This window comes from uncultured Roseovarius sp. (genome assembly GCF_947259555.1).
Lineage (GTDB): Bacteria > Pseudomonadota > Alphaproteobacteria > Rhodobacterales > Rhodobacteraceae > Roseovarius.
In genome coordinates this window covers 75,098-91,961 of record NZ_CAMYMD010000026.1, presented here as the reverse complement: position 1 = coordinate 91,961, position 16,864 = coordinate 75,098, and the positions used below count along the sequence as shown (strand labels likewise).

14 protein-coding genes are annotated in these 16,864 nt (G+C 61.9%); 4 read left to right on the top strand and 10 right to left on the bottom strand.

The genetic code is table 11. From position 1 onward, the window contains the following. Positions 1 to 6 precede the first annotated feature (6 nt). From rpoD to Q0X85_RS04650, 8 genes are all read right to left on the bottom strand, one after another. The gene (gene rpoD, locus Q0X85_RS04685) at positions 7 to 1,992 is read right to left on the bottom strand and encodes an RNA polymerase sigma factor RpoD (RefSeq protein ID WP_297769688.1); all 1,986 of its coding nucleotides are present in this window, start codon (positions 1,990 to 1,992) and stop codon (positions 7 to 9) included. 119 nt (positions 1,993 to 2,111) lie between these two features. Then, the gene (gene dnaG / locus Q0X85_RS04680) at positions 2,112 to 4,070 is read right to left on the bottom strand and encodes a DNA primase (protein ID WP_297769686.1); all 1,959 of its coding nucleotides are present in this window, start codon (positions 4,068 to 4,070) and stop codon (positions 2,112 to 2,114) included. A 39-nt stretch (positions 4,071 to 4,109) separates the two neighbouring features. Further along, on the bottom strand, positions 4,110 to 4,397 hold the full coding sequence (locus tag Q0X85_RS04675; RefSeq protein WP_297769684.1) for a DNA primase: 288 nt from the start codon (positions 4,395 to 4,397) through the stop codon (positions 4,110 to 4,112). A gap of 31 nt (positions 4,398 to 4,428) precedes the next feature. Then, positions 4,429 to 5,016 (bottom strand): sarcosine oxidase subunit gamma, encoded by a 588-nt coding sequence (locus tag Q0X85_RS04670; protein ID WP_297769681.1) that lies wholly within the window; start codon positions 5,014 to 5,016, stop codon positions 4,429 to 4,431. Next, entirely contained in the window at positions 5,009 to 7,939 is a 2,931-nt protein-coding gene (locus tag Q0X85_RS04665) for a sarcosine oxidase subunit alpha family protein (RefSeq protein WP_297769677.1), read from the bottom strand. Before Q0X85_RS04665 ends, Q0X85_RS04670 begins: the two co-directional genes overlap by 8 nt. Further along, positions 7,936 to 8,193, bottom strand: a complete 258-nt coding sequence (locus Q0X85_RS04660; RefSeq protein ID WP_297769674.1) for a sarcosine oxidase subunit delta — start codon at positions 8,191 to 8,193, stop codon at positions 7,936 to 7,938. The genes Q0X85_RS04665 and Q0X85_RS04660 overlap by 4 nt, the downstream gene beginning before the upstream one ends. A gap of 57 nt (positions 8,194 to 8,250) precedes the next feature. Continuing rightward, on the bottom strand, positions 8,251 to 9,504 hold the full coding sequence (locus tag Q0X85_RS04655; protein WP_297769672.1) for a sarcosine oxidase subunit beta family protein: 1,254 nt from the start codon (positions 9,502 to 9,504) through the stop codon (positions 8,251 to 8,253). 130 nt (positions 9,505 to 9,634) lie between these two features. Further along, entirely contained in the window at positions 9,635 to 11,065 is a 1,431-nt protein-coding gene (locus Q0X85_RS04650) for a Glu/Leu/Phe/Val dehydrogenase (protein WP_297769669.1), read from the bottom strand. Between the two features lie 360 nt (positions 11,066 to 11,425). Here Q0X85_RS04650 and Q0X85_RS04645 point away from each other — a divergent pair, with 360 nt between their 5' ends. The 3 genes from Q0X85_RS04645 to Q0X85_RS04635 all read left to right on the top strand — a co-directional run bounded on the left by Q0X85_RS04645 (position 11,426) and on the right by Q0X85_RS04635 (position 14,315). Further along, the gene (locus tag Q0X85_RS04645) at positions 11,426 to 13,195 is read left to right on the top strand and encodes a pilus assembly protein TadG-related protein (protein WP_297769665.1); all 1,770 of its coding nucleotides are present in this window, start codon (positions 11,426 to 11,428) and stop codon (positions 13,193 to 13,195) included. Then, entirely contained in the window at positions 13,192 to 13,728 is a 537-nt protein-coding gene (locus Q0X85_RS04640; protein ID WP_297769660.1) for a TadE/TadG family type IV pilus assembly protein, read from the top strand. The genes Q0X85_RS04645 and Q0X85_RS04640 overlap by 4 nt, the downstream gene beginning before the upstream one ends. An 80-nt stretch (positions 13,729 to 13,808) precedes the next feature. Next, positions 13,809 to 14,315, top strand: coding sequence for a pilus assembly protein (locus tag Q0X85_RS04635; RefSeq protein WP_297769657.1), 507 nt, complete (start codon positions 13,809 to 13,811; stop codon positions 14,313 to 14,315). On the opposite strand, the gene Q0X85_RS04630 is transcribed toward Q0X85_RS04635, so the two are convergent. After that, positions 14,312 to 14,791 carry a hypothetical protein gene (locus Q0X85_RS04630; protein WP_297769654.1) on the bottom strand — a complete coding sequence of 160 codons (480 nt, stop codon included), beginning with the start codon at positions 14,789 to 14,791 and terminating at the stop codon, positions 14,312 to 14,314. The two genes, Q0X85_RS04635 and Q0X85_RS04630, sit on opposite strands and share 4 nt — an antisense overlap. A 153-nt stretch (positions 14,792 to 14,944) precedes the next feature. Between Q0X85_RS04630 and Q0X85_RS04625 the strand changes: the two genes are divergently transcribed. Continuing rightward, positions 14,945 to 15,847: a pirin family protein gene (locus tag Q0X85_RS04625; protein WP_297769652.1), complete on the top strand. Its 903-nt coding sequence runs from the start codon at positions 14,945 to 14,947 to the stop codon at positions 15,845 to 15,847. A 120-nt stretch (positions 15,848 to 15,967) separates the two neighbouring features. On the opposite strand, the gene Q0X85_RS04620 is transcribed toward Q0X85_RS04625, so the two are convergent. Continuing rightward, the gene (locus Q0X85_RS04620; protein ID WP_297769649.1) at positions 15,968 to 16,843 is read right to left on the bottom strand and encodes a glycosyltransferase family 2 protein; all 876 of its coding nucleotides are present in this window, start codon (positions 16,841 to 16,843) and stop codon (positions 15,968 to 15,970) included. Between the last annotated feature and the right edge of the window lie 21 nt (positions 16,844 to 16,864).

Sequence of the window (16,864 nt, the reverse complement as noted above, 5' to 3'; positions counted from 1 at the left end):
GCCTCCTTACTGATCCAGGAAACTCCGCAGCTTCCGCGACCGGCTGGGATGCTTGAGCTTGCGCAGCGCCTTGGCCTCGATCTGGCGGATACGCTCGCGCGTGACCGAGAACTGCTGCCCGACCTCTTCGAGCGTGTGGTCAGTGTTCATCCCGATGCCGAAGCGCATCCGTAGCACCCGTTCCTCGCGCGGGGTCAGCGACGACAGAACGCGCGTTGTCGTCTCTTTCAGGTTGTCCTGAATGGCTGAGTCCAGCGGCAGGATGACGTTCTTGTCCTCGATGAAATCGCCAAGCTGGCTGTCTTCCTCATCGCCGATCGGCGTCTCCAATGAGATTGGTTCCTTGGCGATCTTCATCACCTTGCGGACCTTTTCGAGCGGCATTTGCAGCTTCTCGGCCAGTTCCTCGGGAGTCGGCTCGCGGCCGATCTCATGCAGCATCTGGCGCCCCGTGCGCACCAGCTTGTTGATCGTCTCTATCATGTGCACCGGAATGCGGATGGTGCGCGCCTGATCGGCGATGGAGCGGGTGATCGCCTGACGAATCCACCATGTTGCATAGGTGCTGAACTTATAGCCACGGCGATACTCGAACTTGTCCACCGCTTTCATGAGGCCGATATTGCCTTCCTGAATAAGATCTAGGAATTGCAGGCCACGGTTGGTGTACTTCTTGGCAATCGAGATGACCAGACGCAGGTTCGCCTCAACCATTTCCTTCTTGGCCTGACGCGCTTCTTTTTCGCCTTTCTGCACTTGCGACACGATGCGGCGGAATTCGCTGATATCAAGGCCGACATACTGGCCGACCTGAGCCATATCGGCGCGCAACTCAGCCACCTTCTCGGGGCTGCGCTCCATGAACATCTGCCAGCCGCGACCCGACTTCTGCGCCATGTCCTCCAGCCAATTCGGGTCGAGCTCGCGCCCGCGATAGGCCTCGATGAATTCCTTGCGGTTGATGCGTGCCTGATCGGCCAGCTTCACCATCGCGCCGTCGATCTGCATGATCCGGCGGTTGATGCCATAAAGCTGGTCGATCAGCGCCTCGATCCGGTTGTTGTGGAGGTGAAGCTCGTTCACCAGCTCCACGATTTCCGAGCGCAGCTTTTGGTACTTCGCTTCCTGATCCTTGGAAAAGGATCCGTCCTCGTTAAGCGTCGCAGAGATACGGCTGTCCTGCATCTCGCTCAGTTGCGCGAAATCCTCGGCGATGCGATCAAGCGTATCGAGAACCCGTGGCTTGAGCGCGGCCTCCATGGCGGCGAGGCTCATATTGGCCTGCTCTTCCTCTTCATCGTCGTCGTCGGATTGAATCGGATTGCCATCGGCATCAAGCTCGGGCTGGGCCTGATCGCGATTGTTGCCAGCGGGCGCGCTGGTCACATTTGCCGCCTCGACCACCGGCTCTGCCTCCTCATCGCCCAACTGGTTGCCGAACGTGGCTTCAAGGTCGATCACGTCGCGCAGCAGAATGTCTTCGCCCAGAAGCTCGTCGCGCCAGATGGTGATTGCCTGAAAGGTCAGGGGGCTCTCGCAGAGCCCGGCGATCATGGTATTGCGTCCGGCCTCGATCCGCTTGGCGATGGCAATCTCGCCCTCGCGGCTCAAAAGTTCGACCGAGCCCATTTCGCGCAGATACATGCGCACCGGATCGTCGGTGCGGTCGAGCTTTTCCTCCTTGCCCGAGCCAAGCGTGATCTCGCCGCGTTTGCCCACTTCGGCCACGGCAGTCGATTTGCTCTCTTCCTCTTCGGCGTCCTCGGCCTCGATGATGTTGATACCCATCTCCGACAGCATCGACATCACGTCCTCGATCTGCTCGGAACTGACCTGATCTGGCGGCAGAACCTCGTTGAGCTGATCGTAGGTGATGAAGCCTTTCTCGCGCGCCTCGGAGATCATCCGTTTGACCGCCGCCTGGCTCATGTCGAGCGAAACTTCCGCATCGGGCTCTTCGGGCTTTTGCTCGTCGGTATCCTTGGCGGCCATGAAAGACTCCTCAGCTTGGGGCGGAACGGGTGATTCGGTTGACCCGAATCAATAGCGCGATCCATCGATTCGCACACCCGTTTACTCCGAATTATTCAGTACTTCCTCACCAAAAACAGTCATCTTCTCGGTTTAGAAAAGGTTATCTTGTCGAGCAACGCCTCGAATCGCTCTTTCTCGGCGCGTTTTATACGAGCGCCATTGTCACCCATGTCATACTCGGCCGTGTCCTCTTGCTGGTTGCGACGCGCTCTGTTTCTTGCCTCTGCCGCCTGGCCCAGCCGCCAGGTCAGCGCCTCGTCGGCCAATCCCGCCATGTCCTCGCTGGCCTCCGACACTTCGGCAAGCCATCCGCTCTGGGCCTTCAGTTTTGCCAGTTCTTCGGCCAGGGTCATCGAGGCCAGTTCGGCATCGCCAGGATGACGTATCGCAGGTGTGAGCGCGACATGGGGCACCCCCAACAGCTTTTCAAGGGGCGCGTCGCCCATGTGCTCGACAATCCGGCCGCGCAGGTCCTCTGTCCCGTCGCCGGCATGCGCCAGGATGAGGTCGCGCAAGCGGGCATGATCCGGGTCGCGGCACTCCAGCCGTTCGATCTGAGCCTCAAACGTCTCGGTCATCTGCGGACAAAAGATCAACGTGGCCAACACGACGGCCTCACGCAGATGCGTTTCCGCATCTGTGCCCGACGCCACGAGAAGCGACGATTTTGTGCTGGCGCGTGCTGGTTCCGGCAGGGGCCATTTGCCACCGCGGGGACGGGGGGTGAACGTACCGCCCCCCGTTGCGCGGCGCGGGTTGAAGAGCTGCCAACGCAGGTCCTTGAGTTCCTGATCGTAATAGCTGCGCAGCGACGGGTCGCGAATCAGCCCGGTCTTCTCGCGGCAGACGCGCTCCAGCGCCGCTTTGCGCTCGGGGCTGTCGAAATCGCGCCCCTCGGTCTCGCGTTGCCACAGCAGGCGCACCATCGGCAGCGCCGCGTCGATCCGCGCCTGCACCGCTCCCGCGCCCTCGGCCCTGAGCAGATCGTCAGGATCCTGCCCCTCGGGCATCAGCGCAAAGCGCAGCGATTTGCCCGCCTCCAAGAGCGGCAGTGCCAGATCGATCACCCGGTAGGCGGCCTGAAGCCCGGCCCGATCCCCGTCGAGCATGATCACCGGCTCGGCCGCGATCCGCCACAAGAGTTGCATCTGATGCTCGGTCACCGCCGTGCCGAGCGGGGCAACGGCCGCGCCAAACCCTGCGGTCACCAGCGCGATCACATCCATATAGCCCTCGGCCACGATCAGCGGCTGACCCTTGCCCGCCGCTTCGCGTGCGGGCCCGTGATTATAGAGCGTGTGCGACTTGTCGAAAATCTCGGTCTCGGGCGAGTTGAGATATTTGGCGTTGTCATTCGGGTCCATCGCCCGCCCGCCAAAGGCGATGCACCGCCCTCGCGCGTCTCGGATGGGAAACATGATCCGGTTGCGGAACGTGTCATAGGGCTTGCCGCCCTTTTGGCTTTCCTTGGCCAGACCACAGGCAAGGATCATCTCGGGCGCCACCCCCTTGCCCGTCAGGTGATCCCACAGCCCCTGCCAGCCATCGGGGGCAAAGCCGATGTCAAACTTGGACAAAGTCGCCTCATCCAGCCTACGCCCCTTGAGATAATCGCGCGCCGCAGTCCCGGCCCCGGCCCGCAATTGCAGGCCGAAATACTTGACCGCCTGTTCCATCACCTCGACCAGTTGCGCGCGCCGATCGGCCGTTTTCTGCGCCTGCGGGTCGCGTTCGGGCACGCTCATCCCCGCCTCAGTAGCGAGGATCTTCACCGCCTCGATGAAATCGACATTCTCTGTCTCGCGGACGAATGAGATCGCGTCGCCCTTGGCGTGACAGCCAAAGCAGTAGTAAAACCCCTTGCGGTCATCGACATGAAAAGACGCGGTTTTTTCCTGGTGAAACGGGCAGGGGGCCCACATGTCACCCTTGGCCTGATTGGATTTGCGTGTGTCCCACATGACCTTGCGCCCGACGACCTGAGACAGCGACAGGCGGCTTTGCAACTCGTCAAGGAATCCGGGGGGCAGGCTCATACCCCTATATTGGGCGCGTGGCGCGCAGAGTCCAGAGGTCTACTGCGCCTCGCATTGCGTGACATAGCTGCCCGCGACGTCCTCCTGCAACGCGGCCTCGTCCAGTTCATAGACCCATGTCACCAAGGGCTGAACCGCAGGCTCATAGGCGGCCCTGTCGCCGGTCATGTCGGCGCTGATCGCCTTGATCGTCTGCGGGGCCTTTTGTCCGTCCTTGCGCGCCTCGACGGCCCGCGCCACGATCTCGCCTGTGGGGGCACAGATCGGGTTCTGCGCCGTCGCAGATAGCGGCAGGGTGCTCAGGACGGCAATCAACATCAGGCGCATGGCGGTCTCTCCCTTTCGACTATGGACGTATCTAGGGCAAATCGCGCGCGATGTCAGCGCCTTCGCCCGTGGAATTTCGCCGCGCCGCGACCCGTCGCATCGCCGTCTCCGCCTCATGGATCAACGTCCCGGCCATCGAGCGAAAGACCATGATCCGCCAGTTGTCTGCGCCCATCCGCGCAATCGCCCCGGCCATATGCGCCACCTCGGTGCGGGCGACATGGCCGCGCTTGAACACATGATCGCGCAGGTCGAGCGGGCAGAGCCGCGCCAAGACATCCGCCGCCCCCGGCCCCTCCAGCACCAGCACCGCCCAGGCGTCGGATTGATCGCTGAGCGCTGCATGCGCAGTCAGCCCCGTATCAGGCTCCGGCCCGATCAAAAGCGCCGTCTCGCGCCCGAACCACATCGCCCGCGCGCCGTTGCGACCGGTCATCCGTCCGGGCACAGGCCATGCCATGCCATGCGCCGCCTGCATCGCCTCCGATAGGGCCTCGGCCTGCCCGTTGTAGGGCGCCAGCGACGTCATCCGCTCCGGCGCGACCTCGTTCAGCCGCAGATCCCCGATCACTATCGGCAAAAGCCCCGCGCCGGGGCTCTGCGCTTGCAACTCAACCACGCAACCGCCCTCCGTCCGGGTCATACTGCACCACGCCCGTCACCTCGCACACCGTCTCGGAGCCGCGCAGGTGGTCGACCATCCGCACCCGCTCGCCGATCCGCTCCGGACCGCGCCGCAGAAACGCCTGCCCGATCACATGGCCCAACGTCGGCGAATAGCAGGCGCTGGTGATATAGCCCTGATCGTTGGCACTGACCGCCTCCGCCCCCTCATCAAACAGATGCGCGCCGGGCAGAAGTTCCTTCACCGCTCCAACGGGTTTCAGCCCCACCAGCCGCTCACGCTCCGGGTCCAGCAACCCGACCCGCGACGCCGCCGGTTTGCCGATAAACTCTTTCTTGCCGCTCATCATCCCCTGCATGCCGATATCATGGGCCGTCACCCGCCCATGGATCTCGGCATGGGTGATAAAGCCCTTCTCGATCCGCAACACATTCAGCGCCTCCATCCCGTAGGCCCCGCCGCCCATGGCCTCGGCGCCTGCCACCAATTCCTTGAACAGCGCCGCCCCATAGCGCGCGGGCACCGCGATTTCATAGGCATGCTCGCCCGAGAACGAGATCCGGAACAACCGCCCCGCCACGCCCCCCACACTCACCGGACCACAGCCCATGAAGGGAAAGCCCGCGTCGTCGATTGGCTCATCGAGCAGGCCATTGAGCAAGTCACGCGCCTGCGTCCCCGCCACTGCGAACTGCGCCCACTGTTCCGTCACCGACACCATCCGCAGATCCCAACCGGGCCGCAGCACCTGCGCGACAAACTCCAGATGCCGCATCACCTGCCCCGCCGCCGCCGTGGTGGTGGTCATCAGGTAATGCTGCTCGCCCAGCCGCGCACAGGTGCCGTCATCCATGACATGCCCATCCTCGCGCAGCATCAGGCCATAGCGCACGCGGCCCTCGCGCAGCGTGGAAAACGTGTTGGTATAGACGAAATCCAGAAACCGCGCCGCATCCGGGCCCTGAATGTCGATCTTGCCAAGGGTCGAGACATCACAGATGCCCACCGATCCGCGCACCATCGTCACCTCACGGTCGCAGGATTGCCGCCACGTCCGCTCCCTCTTGCGCGGGAAATAGCTGGGCCGATACCACAGCCCCGCCTCGATCATCGGCGCGCCGCGCGCCACGCTCTCGGCATGCGAGGTGGTCAGGCGTTCGGGCGCAAAGCCCTTGCCCTTGGCCCCCGCCCCCATTGCCGCAATCGGCACCGGCACATAAGGCGGGCGAAAGGTGGTGGTGCCGGTCTCGGGGATACCGCGCCCGGTCGCATCCGCCAGCACGGCAAGCGCGTTGACGTTCGAATTCTTGCCCTGATCGGGCGCCATGCCCTGCGTCGTGTAGCGCTTCATATGCTCGACCGAGCGAAAGTTCTCCCGCGCGGCAAGCTCCACATCCTTGACCGTCACATCGTTCTGGAAATCGAGCCAGGCGCGGCCCTTACCCGGCACCTGCCACAGCGGAAAGATGTCATAGGCGGCGTCTCCCGCCGACGGCACGCTCATCTTCGGCACCTTCAAGCCCAGATCGCTTGCCGCGCGCAGCCCCTCGGCCAATCCGCTCTCCAGACAGGCGCGGGTGGAAAACTCCCCCGCCGCAGCGCCCGCCGCGCGCTGCCCCGGCACGGCCCCCTCGGGCGGCAGAAAGGCCAGCCGGTCCGCGTCCCACACCGGCCGCGCGCCCATGTGACAGGCCAGATGCACCGACGGGTTCCACCCGCCCGACACCGCCAGACACTCGGCGGCAATGCGCGTTTCGCCCTTTGCGGTGGCAATCGTCACCGCCTCCAGCCCGCGCCGCCCCGCCGTTCCGCAAACCTGCGCGCCCGGATAGAACGCCACATCGAGATCGCAGCGCGCGTAATGCCGCGAGTCGACCAGGGCCGCGACATGGACCCCCGCCTCCTGCAAATCCGCCGCCGTGCGATGCGCGCTGTCATTATTGCCAAACACAACCGTGCTGCGTCCCGGCACCACGCCCCAGCGGTTGAGATAGGCCCGCACCGCGCCCGCCATCATCACCCCGGGCCGGTCGTTCCCCGCAAAGGTCACCGGCCGCTCCAGCGCCCCCGCCGCCAGAACTGTGCGCTTTGCCACGATCCGCCAGAATGCGCCCTTTGGCGCGTGGGCGCGGTCGGCCACCTCGGGGGCAAGCCGTTCCAGCGCGCCATACGTGCCCTGATCATAGGCCCCGGTCACGGCCATGCGCGTCATGATCCGCACATTGGGCATGGCGGCCAACTCGGCCACGATCTCCTCCACCCACGCCACGGCAGGCACACCGTCGACCTCTTCGCTCTCGGCCAGCAGCCGCCCGCCAAGCCGCGTGTCCTCCTCGGCAAGGATCACGTCGGCCCCGGCCTTGGCCGCCGCGCGCGCCGCCATCAGCCCGGCAGGCCCGCCGCCGATCACCAGCAGATCGCAATGGGCAAAGGCCCGCTCATACCGGTCCTGCGCCGGGTCGCCCGAAAGCGCCCCCAGACCGGCGGCGCGGCGGATCACCGGTTCATAGATCCGCTCCCAAAAGGCGCGCGGCCACATGAAGGTCTTGTAATAGAACCCCGCCCCGAGGACGGGCGCAAAGAGATCATTCACCGCCAGCAGATCAAGCCCGAGCGTCGGCCAGCGGTTCTGACTGCGTGCCCAAAGCCCCTCGTGCAACTCGACCGTGGTCGCGCGCAGGTTCGGCTCCTGCGCCGCGCCCAATCCCAGCGTGACCAGCGCATTCGGCTCCTCGCTGCCCGCGGTCATCACGCCGCGCGGGCGGTGATACTTGAACGACCGTGCCACCATCCGCACGTCATTGGCCAACAGCGCCGAGGCCAGCGTATCGCCCGCAAAGCCCTGATATTCCCGCCCGTCGAAATGAAACACGACCGGGCGGTCGCGGTCGATCAGCCCCTTGTCCTCAACCCTCATGCGCGTGCGCCCACTGCCAGATCGCAGCGCAGCACCGTGTGGCTCACCGTGTCGCGGGTCACGATCAGCCATGCCCCGCAGCCCTGCTCATGCTGCCACATATCGCGCGTCACACCCGCCGGATTGTCGCGGTTATGCAGGTAGTCGTCCCAGTGCGGCCCCCACTCCTCCCCCTCGGGCTGCGCCAGCGCCGCGCCCTGATAGTAGAACTCGCGACGATCCCGTTCGCCGCAGACCGGACAGACAAGTCTCATCGCACCCGCGCTTTCATCGTTCCAAAAATACTCAAAATCCCACCCTCTCCACGCCGCTCAATGCAGGTTATGCTGCGCGCCGGTGCCTTCCTCGTCCATCAGCCCCCGCCCGGTCGCAAAGCGGTCCAGCCGAAACCCGGTGGCCGCCGGATGCGGCCGGTCGGTGGCGATCAGATGCGCCATCGCATCCCCCGACCCCGGCACCGCCTTGAACCCGCCATAGCACCAGCCGCAATTGAGATAGAGGCCGTCGATGCCCGCATGGTCCATGACGGGTGAGCCATCGGGCGACATGTCCATGATCCCGCCCCAGCTGCGCAGCACGCGGGCGTTGCCGATCATCGGCATCAGCGTCATCCCCGCCTCCATCACATGCTCGACCAGCGGCAGGTTGCCGCGCGCGGCATAAGACGCATACATGTCCAGATCGCCGCCAAACACCAGCCCGCCCTTGTCGGACTGGCTGATATAGAAATGCCCCATGCCGAAGCTGATCACGTGGTCGATGCAGGGTTTCAGCCCCTCGGTAACAAAGGCCTGCAACACATGGCTCTCGATCGGCAGGCGTATCCCCGCCATCGCCGCCACCTGAGACGAGCGCCCGGCGACGACAATGGCCAGTTTCCTGGCGCGAATGGCGCCGCGCGTGGTCTGCACACCGCGCACCCGGCCATTCTCGATGTCGATCCCCGTGACCTCGCAATTCTGGATGAGGTCGACGCCCCGGTCGCTCGCGCCGCGCGCATAGCCCCAGGCCACCGCGTCATGCCGTGCGGTGCCCGCGCGCCGCTGCAAGAGGCCGCCATAGATCGGAAACCGCGCCTGATCGTAATCGAGATAGGGCACCATGCGTTCGAGCTCCGCCACGCTCAGCAATTCCGCATCGTCGCCCTGATTGCGCATCGCGTTGCCACGCCGTGCGGCCGCATCGCGCTGACCGTCGGAATGAAACAGCACGATCTGCCCGCGCTGTGAATGCATGACGTTGTAATTGAGATCCTCCTCCAGCCCCTCCCAGAGCTTCAGGGAATGGCTGTAGAATTCCGAATTGCCCGGCAGGAAATAATTGGCCCGCACAATGGTGGTGTTGCGGCCCACATTGCCACCGCCGAGATAGCCCTTTTCCAGAACCGCGACATTGGTGATCCCGTGTTTCTTGGCCAGGTAATAGGCGGTCGACAGGCCATGCCCGCCGCCGCCGATGATCACCACGTCATAGTCGGATTTGGGCGTCGCATCGCGCCAATGCGCCTGCCAGCCTTTGTTGCCGGTCAGCCCCTCGCGCAGAACCCGCAGACCCGAAAGCCGCATGTTTATCCCCTTGCCATGACCTGCCGCGACTGAATCAACTTCGGCTTGGAATAGCAATGGTAGAGCCGAAGCTCTGCCATGTTTCCCGCCAATTTCAGGCCAGTCCGCGACGCGCGCGCCTCAGAGCCCTTTACAGCCCCATGGCGCGATAGCTGGCCGCGACCTTGGCGATGGACACAAGATACGCCGCCGTGCGCAGATCGGTCACGTCCTGCCGACTGTGCCAGACCTCGCGCATCGACTGGTAGGCGCTGCGCATGGTGTCATCAAGACCCGAGCGCACCAATTCCAGTTCGCCCGCGCCCTTGAGGTATTTCTGCTTGAAATCGGGTGACATTTCCCATGCGTCGCCGATGCCGCGATTGAGGCGCTCCAACTCGGTCACGATCAACTGGTGACGCGCCTCTTCCTGCCGCCGCCCGATCCGGCCAAAGCGGATATGGCTGAGGTTTTTGACCCATTCGAAATAGGACACGGTCACACCACCCGCATTGGCATACATGTCCGGAATTATGACCGTACCCTTTTGGCGCAGAATATCATCTGCACCTGCCGTCACTGGCCCGTTGGCGGCCTCGATGATAAGTGCGGCCTTGACGTCTTTGGCGTTCTCCAGATTGATCACGCCCTCCATGGCAGCCGGAATCAGGATGTCACACTCATTCTCCAGCGCCTTGTTGCCGTCCTTGATGTATTTGCCATCCGGATAGCCATCGACCCCGCCATGTCCTGCGATCCAGTTGCGCACTGCCTCGACATCCAGGCCGGTCTCATCGATCAATGCGCCGTCACGCTCGATGATGGCCGTCACCTTGCAGCCATCTTCCTCGCTGAGGAATTTGGCCGCGTGATAGCCCACATTGCCGAGGCCCTGAACGACCACCCGCTTGCCGTCTAGCGTGCCGGTCATGCTGGCCGCCTTCACGTCTTCTGGATGGCGAAAGAACTCTTGCAACGCGAATTGCACGCCGCGCCCGGTCGCCTCGGTGCGGCCCTGTATGCCGCCGCCGTGAATCGGCTTGCCAGTGACACAGGCGCGGTAGTTGATGTCGGTGGTGGCCATGCGCTTGTACTGATCCGCGATCCAGGCCATTTCGCGCTCGCCGGTGCCCATGTCGGGGGCGGGCACGTTCTGTGCGGGATGGATCAGGTCACGCTTGATCAGCTCATAGGCAAAGCGGCGGGTGATCATCTCGAGCTCATGCTCTTCCCACTCGCGCGGATCGAGGCGGAGCCCCCCCTTGGAGCCCCCGAACGGGGCCTCGACCAGCGCGCATTTATAGGTCATCAGCGCCGCGAGTGCCTCGACCTCGTCCTGATTGACCCCCATGGCATAGCGAATGCCGCCCTTGACGGGCTCCATATGCTCGGAATGGACGCTGCGATAGCCGGTGAAGGTGTGGATCTGCCCGCGCAGCCGAACCCCGAAACGGACAGTATAGGTAGCGTTGCAAACGCGGATCTTCTCCTCCAGACCCGGGGGCAGATCCATGAGTGCGACCGCGCGGTTGAACATCAGATCCACGCTCTCGCGAAAGCTCGGTTCCTTGATGGCGTTCATTCGTCCTCTCCCTGTTCTGGCACGGGGCCCGTCGGAAGTGTCCGATCACATTGGCCCGGTGACGTCGACCATGGTTAAGACATGTGATCGTTTTGTCCACCCGCCGTACCGATGACATTGGCAAACCCGTTTGTATGGACAGGCCAAGTCGGCCTTTGTCGCTAGGTTGCACACAATGCCTAATGAAGCTTTAGATTGTTGATTTTATTTGGTTAAGTTCTGTATTTCTAGCCCAAATCCGCCACAATTTGGCCATAGAGAACGGGCATCAAAGCGATTGGTGGATTGCGAGGCCGATGTCCCGCGACGTCACAATGAGGTGTATCAATGTTTAGTAACGGCAAAATTTCAGGAGACATGATGCGCCGGGGCGAAGGCACGCCTGCCCCGTCTCGGCGTCATGTCGACAACTTCGTCAAGGATGAAGAGGGATCCATTACCCTGCTGTCCTTTTTCATTTTCTTCATGTTACTTCTCATGGGTGGCATCGGTCTTGACACGATGCGTCAGGAAATGTCGCGCGCCAGCCTTCAGGCGACGCTCGACCGTGCCGTGCTTGCCGGCGCCACTGCTATCGACGAAGAGACCGCGCGGAACGTTGTCGAGGATTACTTTGCGAAATCCGGGCAGTCCGAATATCTCGAGGATGAGCAGGAGGGCGATATCGACATTCGCCTCAACTCGTCGAGGGTGACGGCACGAGCCTCGCGGTCGTTGGACACATACCTGATGAAGCTCGCCGGAGTTGACACGCTCGACTCGCAGGGCACTTCAACGGCGGAAGTCACCATTCCCAAGCTGGAAGTCGCGGTTGTGCTCGATGTTTCAGGTTCGATGATGGGCGACCGCATTGACGCGCTCAGGCCCGCTGCCAAGGAATTCGTGTCGTCGATCCTAGACAGCACAGAGCCGGGTGACGCCGTCATCTCGGTCATTCCGTTCAGTTGGGGCGTGACCCCATCCGACAGCATGTTCGAAGCGCTGAACGTAACGCAGACCCACAACTATTCGACTTGCATCAAGTTCTCCGACAGCGACTTCACGAGCGTCGCCGTCGACCCGAACTCCGCGTTGCCTCAGCAGATCTACACGTCGCGCGAAGGTCTGACATTCGGCAACCTCATATCGACACCGCTCACCAGCTTCGATGACCGCTATTACAGGTCGTGTTACACGGATGAGTATTTCCGCATCATGCCTTACGCGACAGACAAGTCCAAGCTTCACGCCAAGATTGATTCGCTAAAGGCGGGTGGAAGTACGTCGGGCGACGAGGGCATCAAATGGGCCGCCGCTTTGATGGACACTGCGTTTGTGCCTGTCGTCAGCGAGTTGCAGCAGGAAAAGCAGGAAGTGCGAGATGATGGCACGATCCACACATATACCGAGGTCGATCCGACGCTAACCAACCTGCCGGCGTCCTACACCGAGAGCGACACGCTCAAGGTCATCGTGATGATGGGAGACGGTGCCAATGACAATTCCTACTTCTTCTCGGAGAATTCCTATAGAGGTTCGAATTCCGACTTGTTCAAGGTCACATACCAGGAACAGGATTTCGCATATGCCTACGACATCTACGACCCCAGCCGGCAATGGCACGGATCTTATTACGAACAATACTGCTACCTGAACTGGCTGGAATGCGTCTACGAGCCGCGTGGCGAGCAGTCCTCTGCCTATTATCTGCGGCGCCCGTCTGACAGCCGGATGCTAAACATCACCGATGGCGGCTCCGTTTCCTGGTATGAGTTTAACAACTTCGATGACAACATGAACGGCTTTGTCTCGAGCGAGCGCTTGTCCTGGGAAGAGGCATGGGGCCTGATGTCGGTGCGGTTCTACGGCAACAAGACAGGCAACTGGGGGCCGTGGAACAACTATATCGGCAACTCCGTGAACAAATCCACCAAGGACGCGCGCATGGCCAACATCTGCGAAGCCACCAAATCGAACGGTGTTGTCATCTACACGATCGCCTTCGAAATGGGGTCGCAGCAATCCGCCGCCGAGCGCATTCGTCAATGCGCCTCCTCCACAGCGCATCACTATAACGCAACCAACGTGAATATCGGTAGTGCCTTCAGCGCCATCGCGGCCAATGTGAAACAGTTGAGGTTGACCCAATGACCCGCCCCTTCAAAAAGTGTCTTCGCCATTTCCGGCGCGACGAAACCGGGACCGCATCGGTGGAGTTCGTCATCGTCGTGCCCTTCTTCCTGGCTCTGATGATCCTCTCGATCGAGGTCGGCTTTCTGACGATGCGCGCAACCTTTCTCGAACGCGGTCTCGACATGGCAGCGCGCGAGGTGCGCCTCGGGACGGGAACGGCACCGCAACACGACGATATCAAGCGCATCATCTGCGCCAACTCGATCGTCATCAACGATTGCGAGAGCAACCTGCGGCTGGAAATGCGCCCCACCGATATCAGGAACCTGACGGCGCTTGAGCAGGGTGCGGATTGCACCGATCTGGCGCAGCCTGCAAAGCCGGTCCGAGAGTTCACTCCGGGGCAACAGAATGAGCTGATGTTGCTTCGGGCCTGCGTCAAGTACAACCCCTTGTTCCCGCGGTCACTTCTGGGAAGCAGGCTGATCGACGACGAGAACGGTCAAAGCTCGCTTGTTGCCATCACCGCCTTTGTACAGGAGCCGATCTGATGTGTATCCGATTTGCAAAAAACGCCCTTCGCCGCTTTTGGCGGCAAGAGGCCGGTACGGCGTCAATGGAAACGGTCGTGATGTTCCCATTCCTTTTCATGGGGCTGGCGTTCAGCTACGAGTACTACGACATGTTCCGCTACCAGAGCGTGCGTGAAAAAGCCACCTACACCGTGGCTGACATGCTCTCGCGCGAAACACAGGTGGTCGATGCCGCCTACATGGACAACGTCAAAGAGCTTTTTGACGTGATAACCAACGACTCTGGTGTCAACCAGGTTCGTGTCACTGTCGTGCGGTACCGCCTCGACGAGGGCCAGAATGTCGACGAGTTCGAACTGCGGTGGTCAGAAGTACGCGGAACCGGTGCTCTTGTGCCGTTGACCTCGTCGGACGTTCAGAATGCGCATGACAGCCTGCCGCAGATGGTTGACGGACAGGACATCATTCTCGTCGATACGCTTTCCAGCTATGATCCCAAAGTCTCTGCCGGATTGGCCGGTGGCACAGAGATCACCACCCGAATGTTCGTGCCGCTGCGCTTTGCGGCGCAGCTCTGCTATGATGGCGTGTGCACCGCGTCTTAAGAGGCGTCGTTCCGGGCGATGAGATCCTGAATGATCTCGGCCATGACCTTCGCGGGTGTGCTGGCGGTCACTCCGCCCACGCCGACCCGGCGACCGGCTCTCCACCATAGCCCCGGCTGCCATGCGGCCGGGGCTTTTTTCTTGAGGCGGATCATGAAACCGTTTGAGGGCTTGAACGCGAACACTCCCCGATCAACCGATATGATCTGATCGATTGGCGCAATCATGCGCCCGTTATTGTCGCGAAGCCCTTCGCGTGTCAGCTCAAGCCACTGTTCGGTCGCGCGCCACATCCGCGTGGCCATCCACAGAGCCAACGCGCCCGAACCCATCATGAACACCTGCCAGCCCAGCGCGGGTGCTTGCGCCAGCACCAGATAGAGCAGCGTCAGCCCCAGCCCGCCGACCGCACCAACGCCAAAAAGGCGGCGCCCTGTCGAGGCCGAAAGAACCACCAGAACCTCACTGTCATTCATCTCGCGTCTCCCTTTTGTCCCGGCTTTACCCCGGATGCCGTCTCATGGCGAGAGGCCACGTGGAAAACGCACAGACTGCGTTCGCAGGTGAACAACACGGGCCATTTCACCCGGCCCGGGCGTCCCTATATTTGGTCGGAAAGGAGAGTTCACATGTCCATCAGACCTGTACTGGAGACTCGCAGCGCAACACCCACGCTGGAGGGCGCAGGCGTGCATCTGCACCGTGCCTTCGGTTTCCAAGATCCGTCGGAGCTGGACCCGTTCCTGCTGTTCGACGATTTCCGCAACGACGATCCGGCGCATTATGCCAAGGGGTTTCCATGGCATCCGCATCGCGGCATCGAGACGATCACCTACGTGCTCGAAGGCGAGGTGGCGCATGGCGACAGCCTCGGCAACGCGGGCAGCTTGGGTGCGGGCGATGTGCAATGGATGACAGCCGGATCAGGCATTTTGCATCAGGAAATGCCACGCGGCAATGCCCACGGGCAGATGCACGGCTTTCAGCTTTGGGCGAACCTGCCCGCGTCGCTCAAGATGACCGCACCGCGCTATCAGGACGTGAAGGCCCCGGATATTCCCGAGATCATCGACGATGACGGCACCCGCGTGCGGGTGATCGTGGGCGACTTCTGGGGCAAACGCGGTCCGGTGGATGGGATCGCAGCCGATCCGCAATATCTCGATATCTCGGTGCCGCCCGGCGTGAAAAAGACGTTTCGCGTAGATACCTACCGGCGCAGCTTTGCTTATGTCTTTGCCGGCTCGGGTGCTTTTTCGGATGCCTCGCATCCAACCGGTGTTCTGTTGGAAAAGGAACTGGCCGGGCAGGAGCTGCATCTGCGCGACCCTTCAGGTGATCGCACACTTGTCCGCTTTGGCACCGGTGACGAGGTCACGGTGCAGGCTGGCCAGAAGGGGGTGCGCTTTTTGTTGATCTCCGGTGCGCCCCTGCAAGAGCCGGTGGCGTGGCATGGCCCGATCGTGATGAATACGAAAGACGAATTGCGTCAGGCAATGCGCGAATTGCGCGATGGAAGCTTCATCAAGTGAGGCGGCTGTATGCAAGGGGAAGTTGGTCGGCGCGAATGGTACGACAAGCGGACCATTGCGCGTAAAGAGTCGGCGCGGCGTCAGGGCCGAAGGCTGCCGCGTCATTCATCAGAACCACCATCAGAACCACTGTCCCGGCTCCATCAGGCCCAGATCCAGCAATTGGCGGGAATGCCATTCGAACGGGATCGAATTGTGCCACTTGAAGGTCTGGATGTCGAACGTCGATCCAGGGTTGCGCTTGAGCGCCTTGGCTGTACGAAACGAGACGATGGCGCTGGTCAGGTTATGGTGCCAGGGACAGGCATAGGTGTTGTATTCCTCGTCCGAGAAGGTGTGATCGTCACGCAACCGTAGATCCGGCTTGGACCGGAAGAGCGCGATGCGATCAATCTTGCGGCGTTTCGCCGGAATATGCTCTTCGTAGCGCCAGCGTAGCCCCCCAAAGAAGTCGAGCTGCCGCTCTTTCGGGTAATTGTGGTTGTCCGGGTCGGGGCGCGCAAGCGCGTAATACCCGCTTTTGTCCATATGCGCGGCTTCCAGTGAGACAGCATCGTGATGCGTTTCTATGTTGTCAGCATAAAGGTCGATCACATAGGTGAGCATGGCATCACGTCGCTCTTCGGTGTGAAAGCTCAGCATTTCCGCGACTGTCCGGGTCTCGCAGAACGGGTAAAACAGATATTCCGCGTTATAGCAGTAGTACATCCAAACGCTCGGCGCGGCATTGATGACCGCGTTGACCGCGTCGGTCAGGCTGTCGCCGGAGGCCAGATCGTGACGGATGCGGTGGAGGGCAGGGGCTTCGACCAGGTCTTCGGCAAGATGAAACACGTCGGGCGCAAAGAGCAGCACTGATTTGAAGCCGGTGTCGAAATGGTGCCGCAAGGTCGAATTCAGCTCGACCTCGTCTTCGGCAAACACCATCGCGATCGGACCCTTGGCGAGTGCCGTGCCGGGGTTCTTGAGAAACGCGTCGAGATCGGGTGTGCTCATGCTGTGCCCTGCGGTTGGATT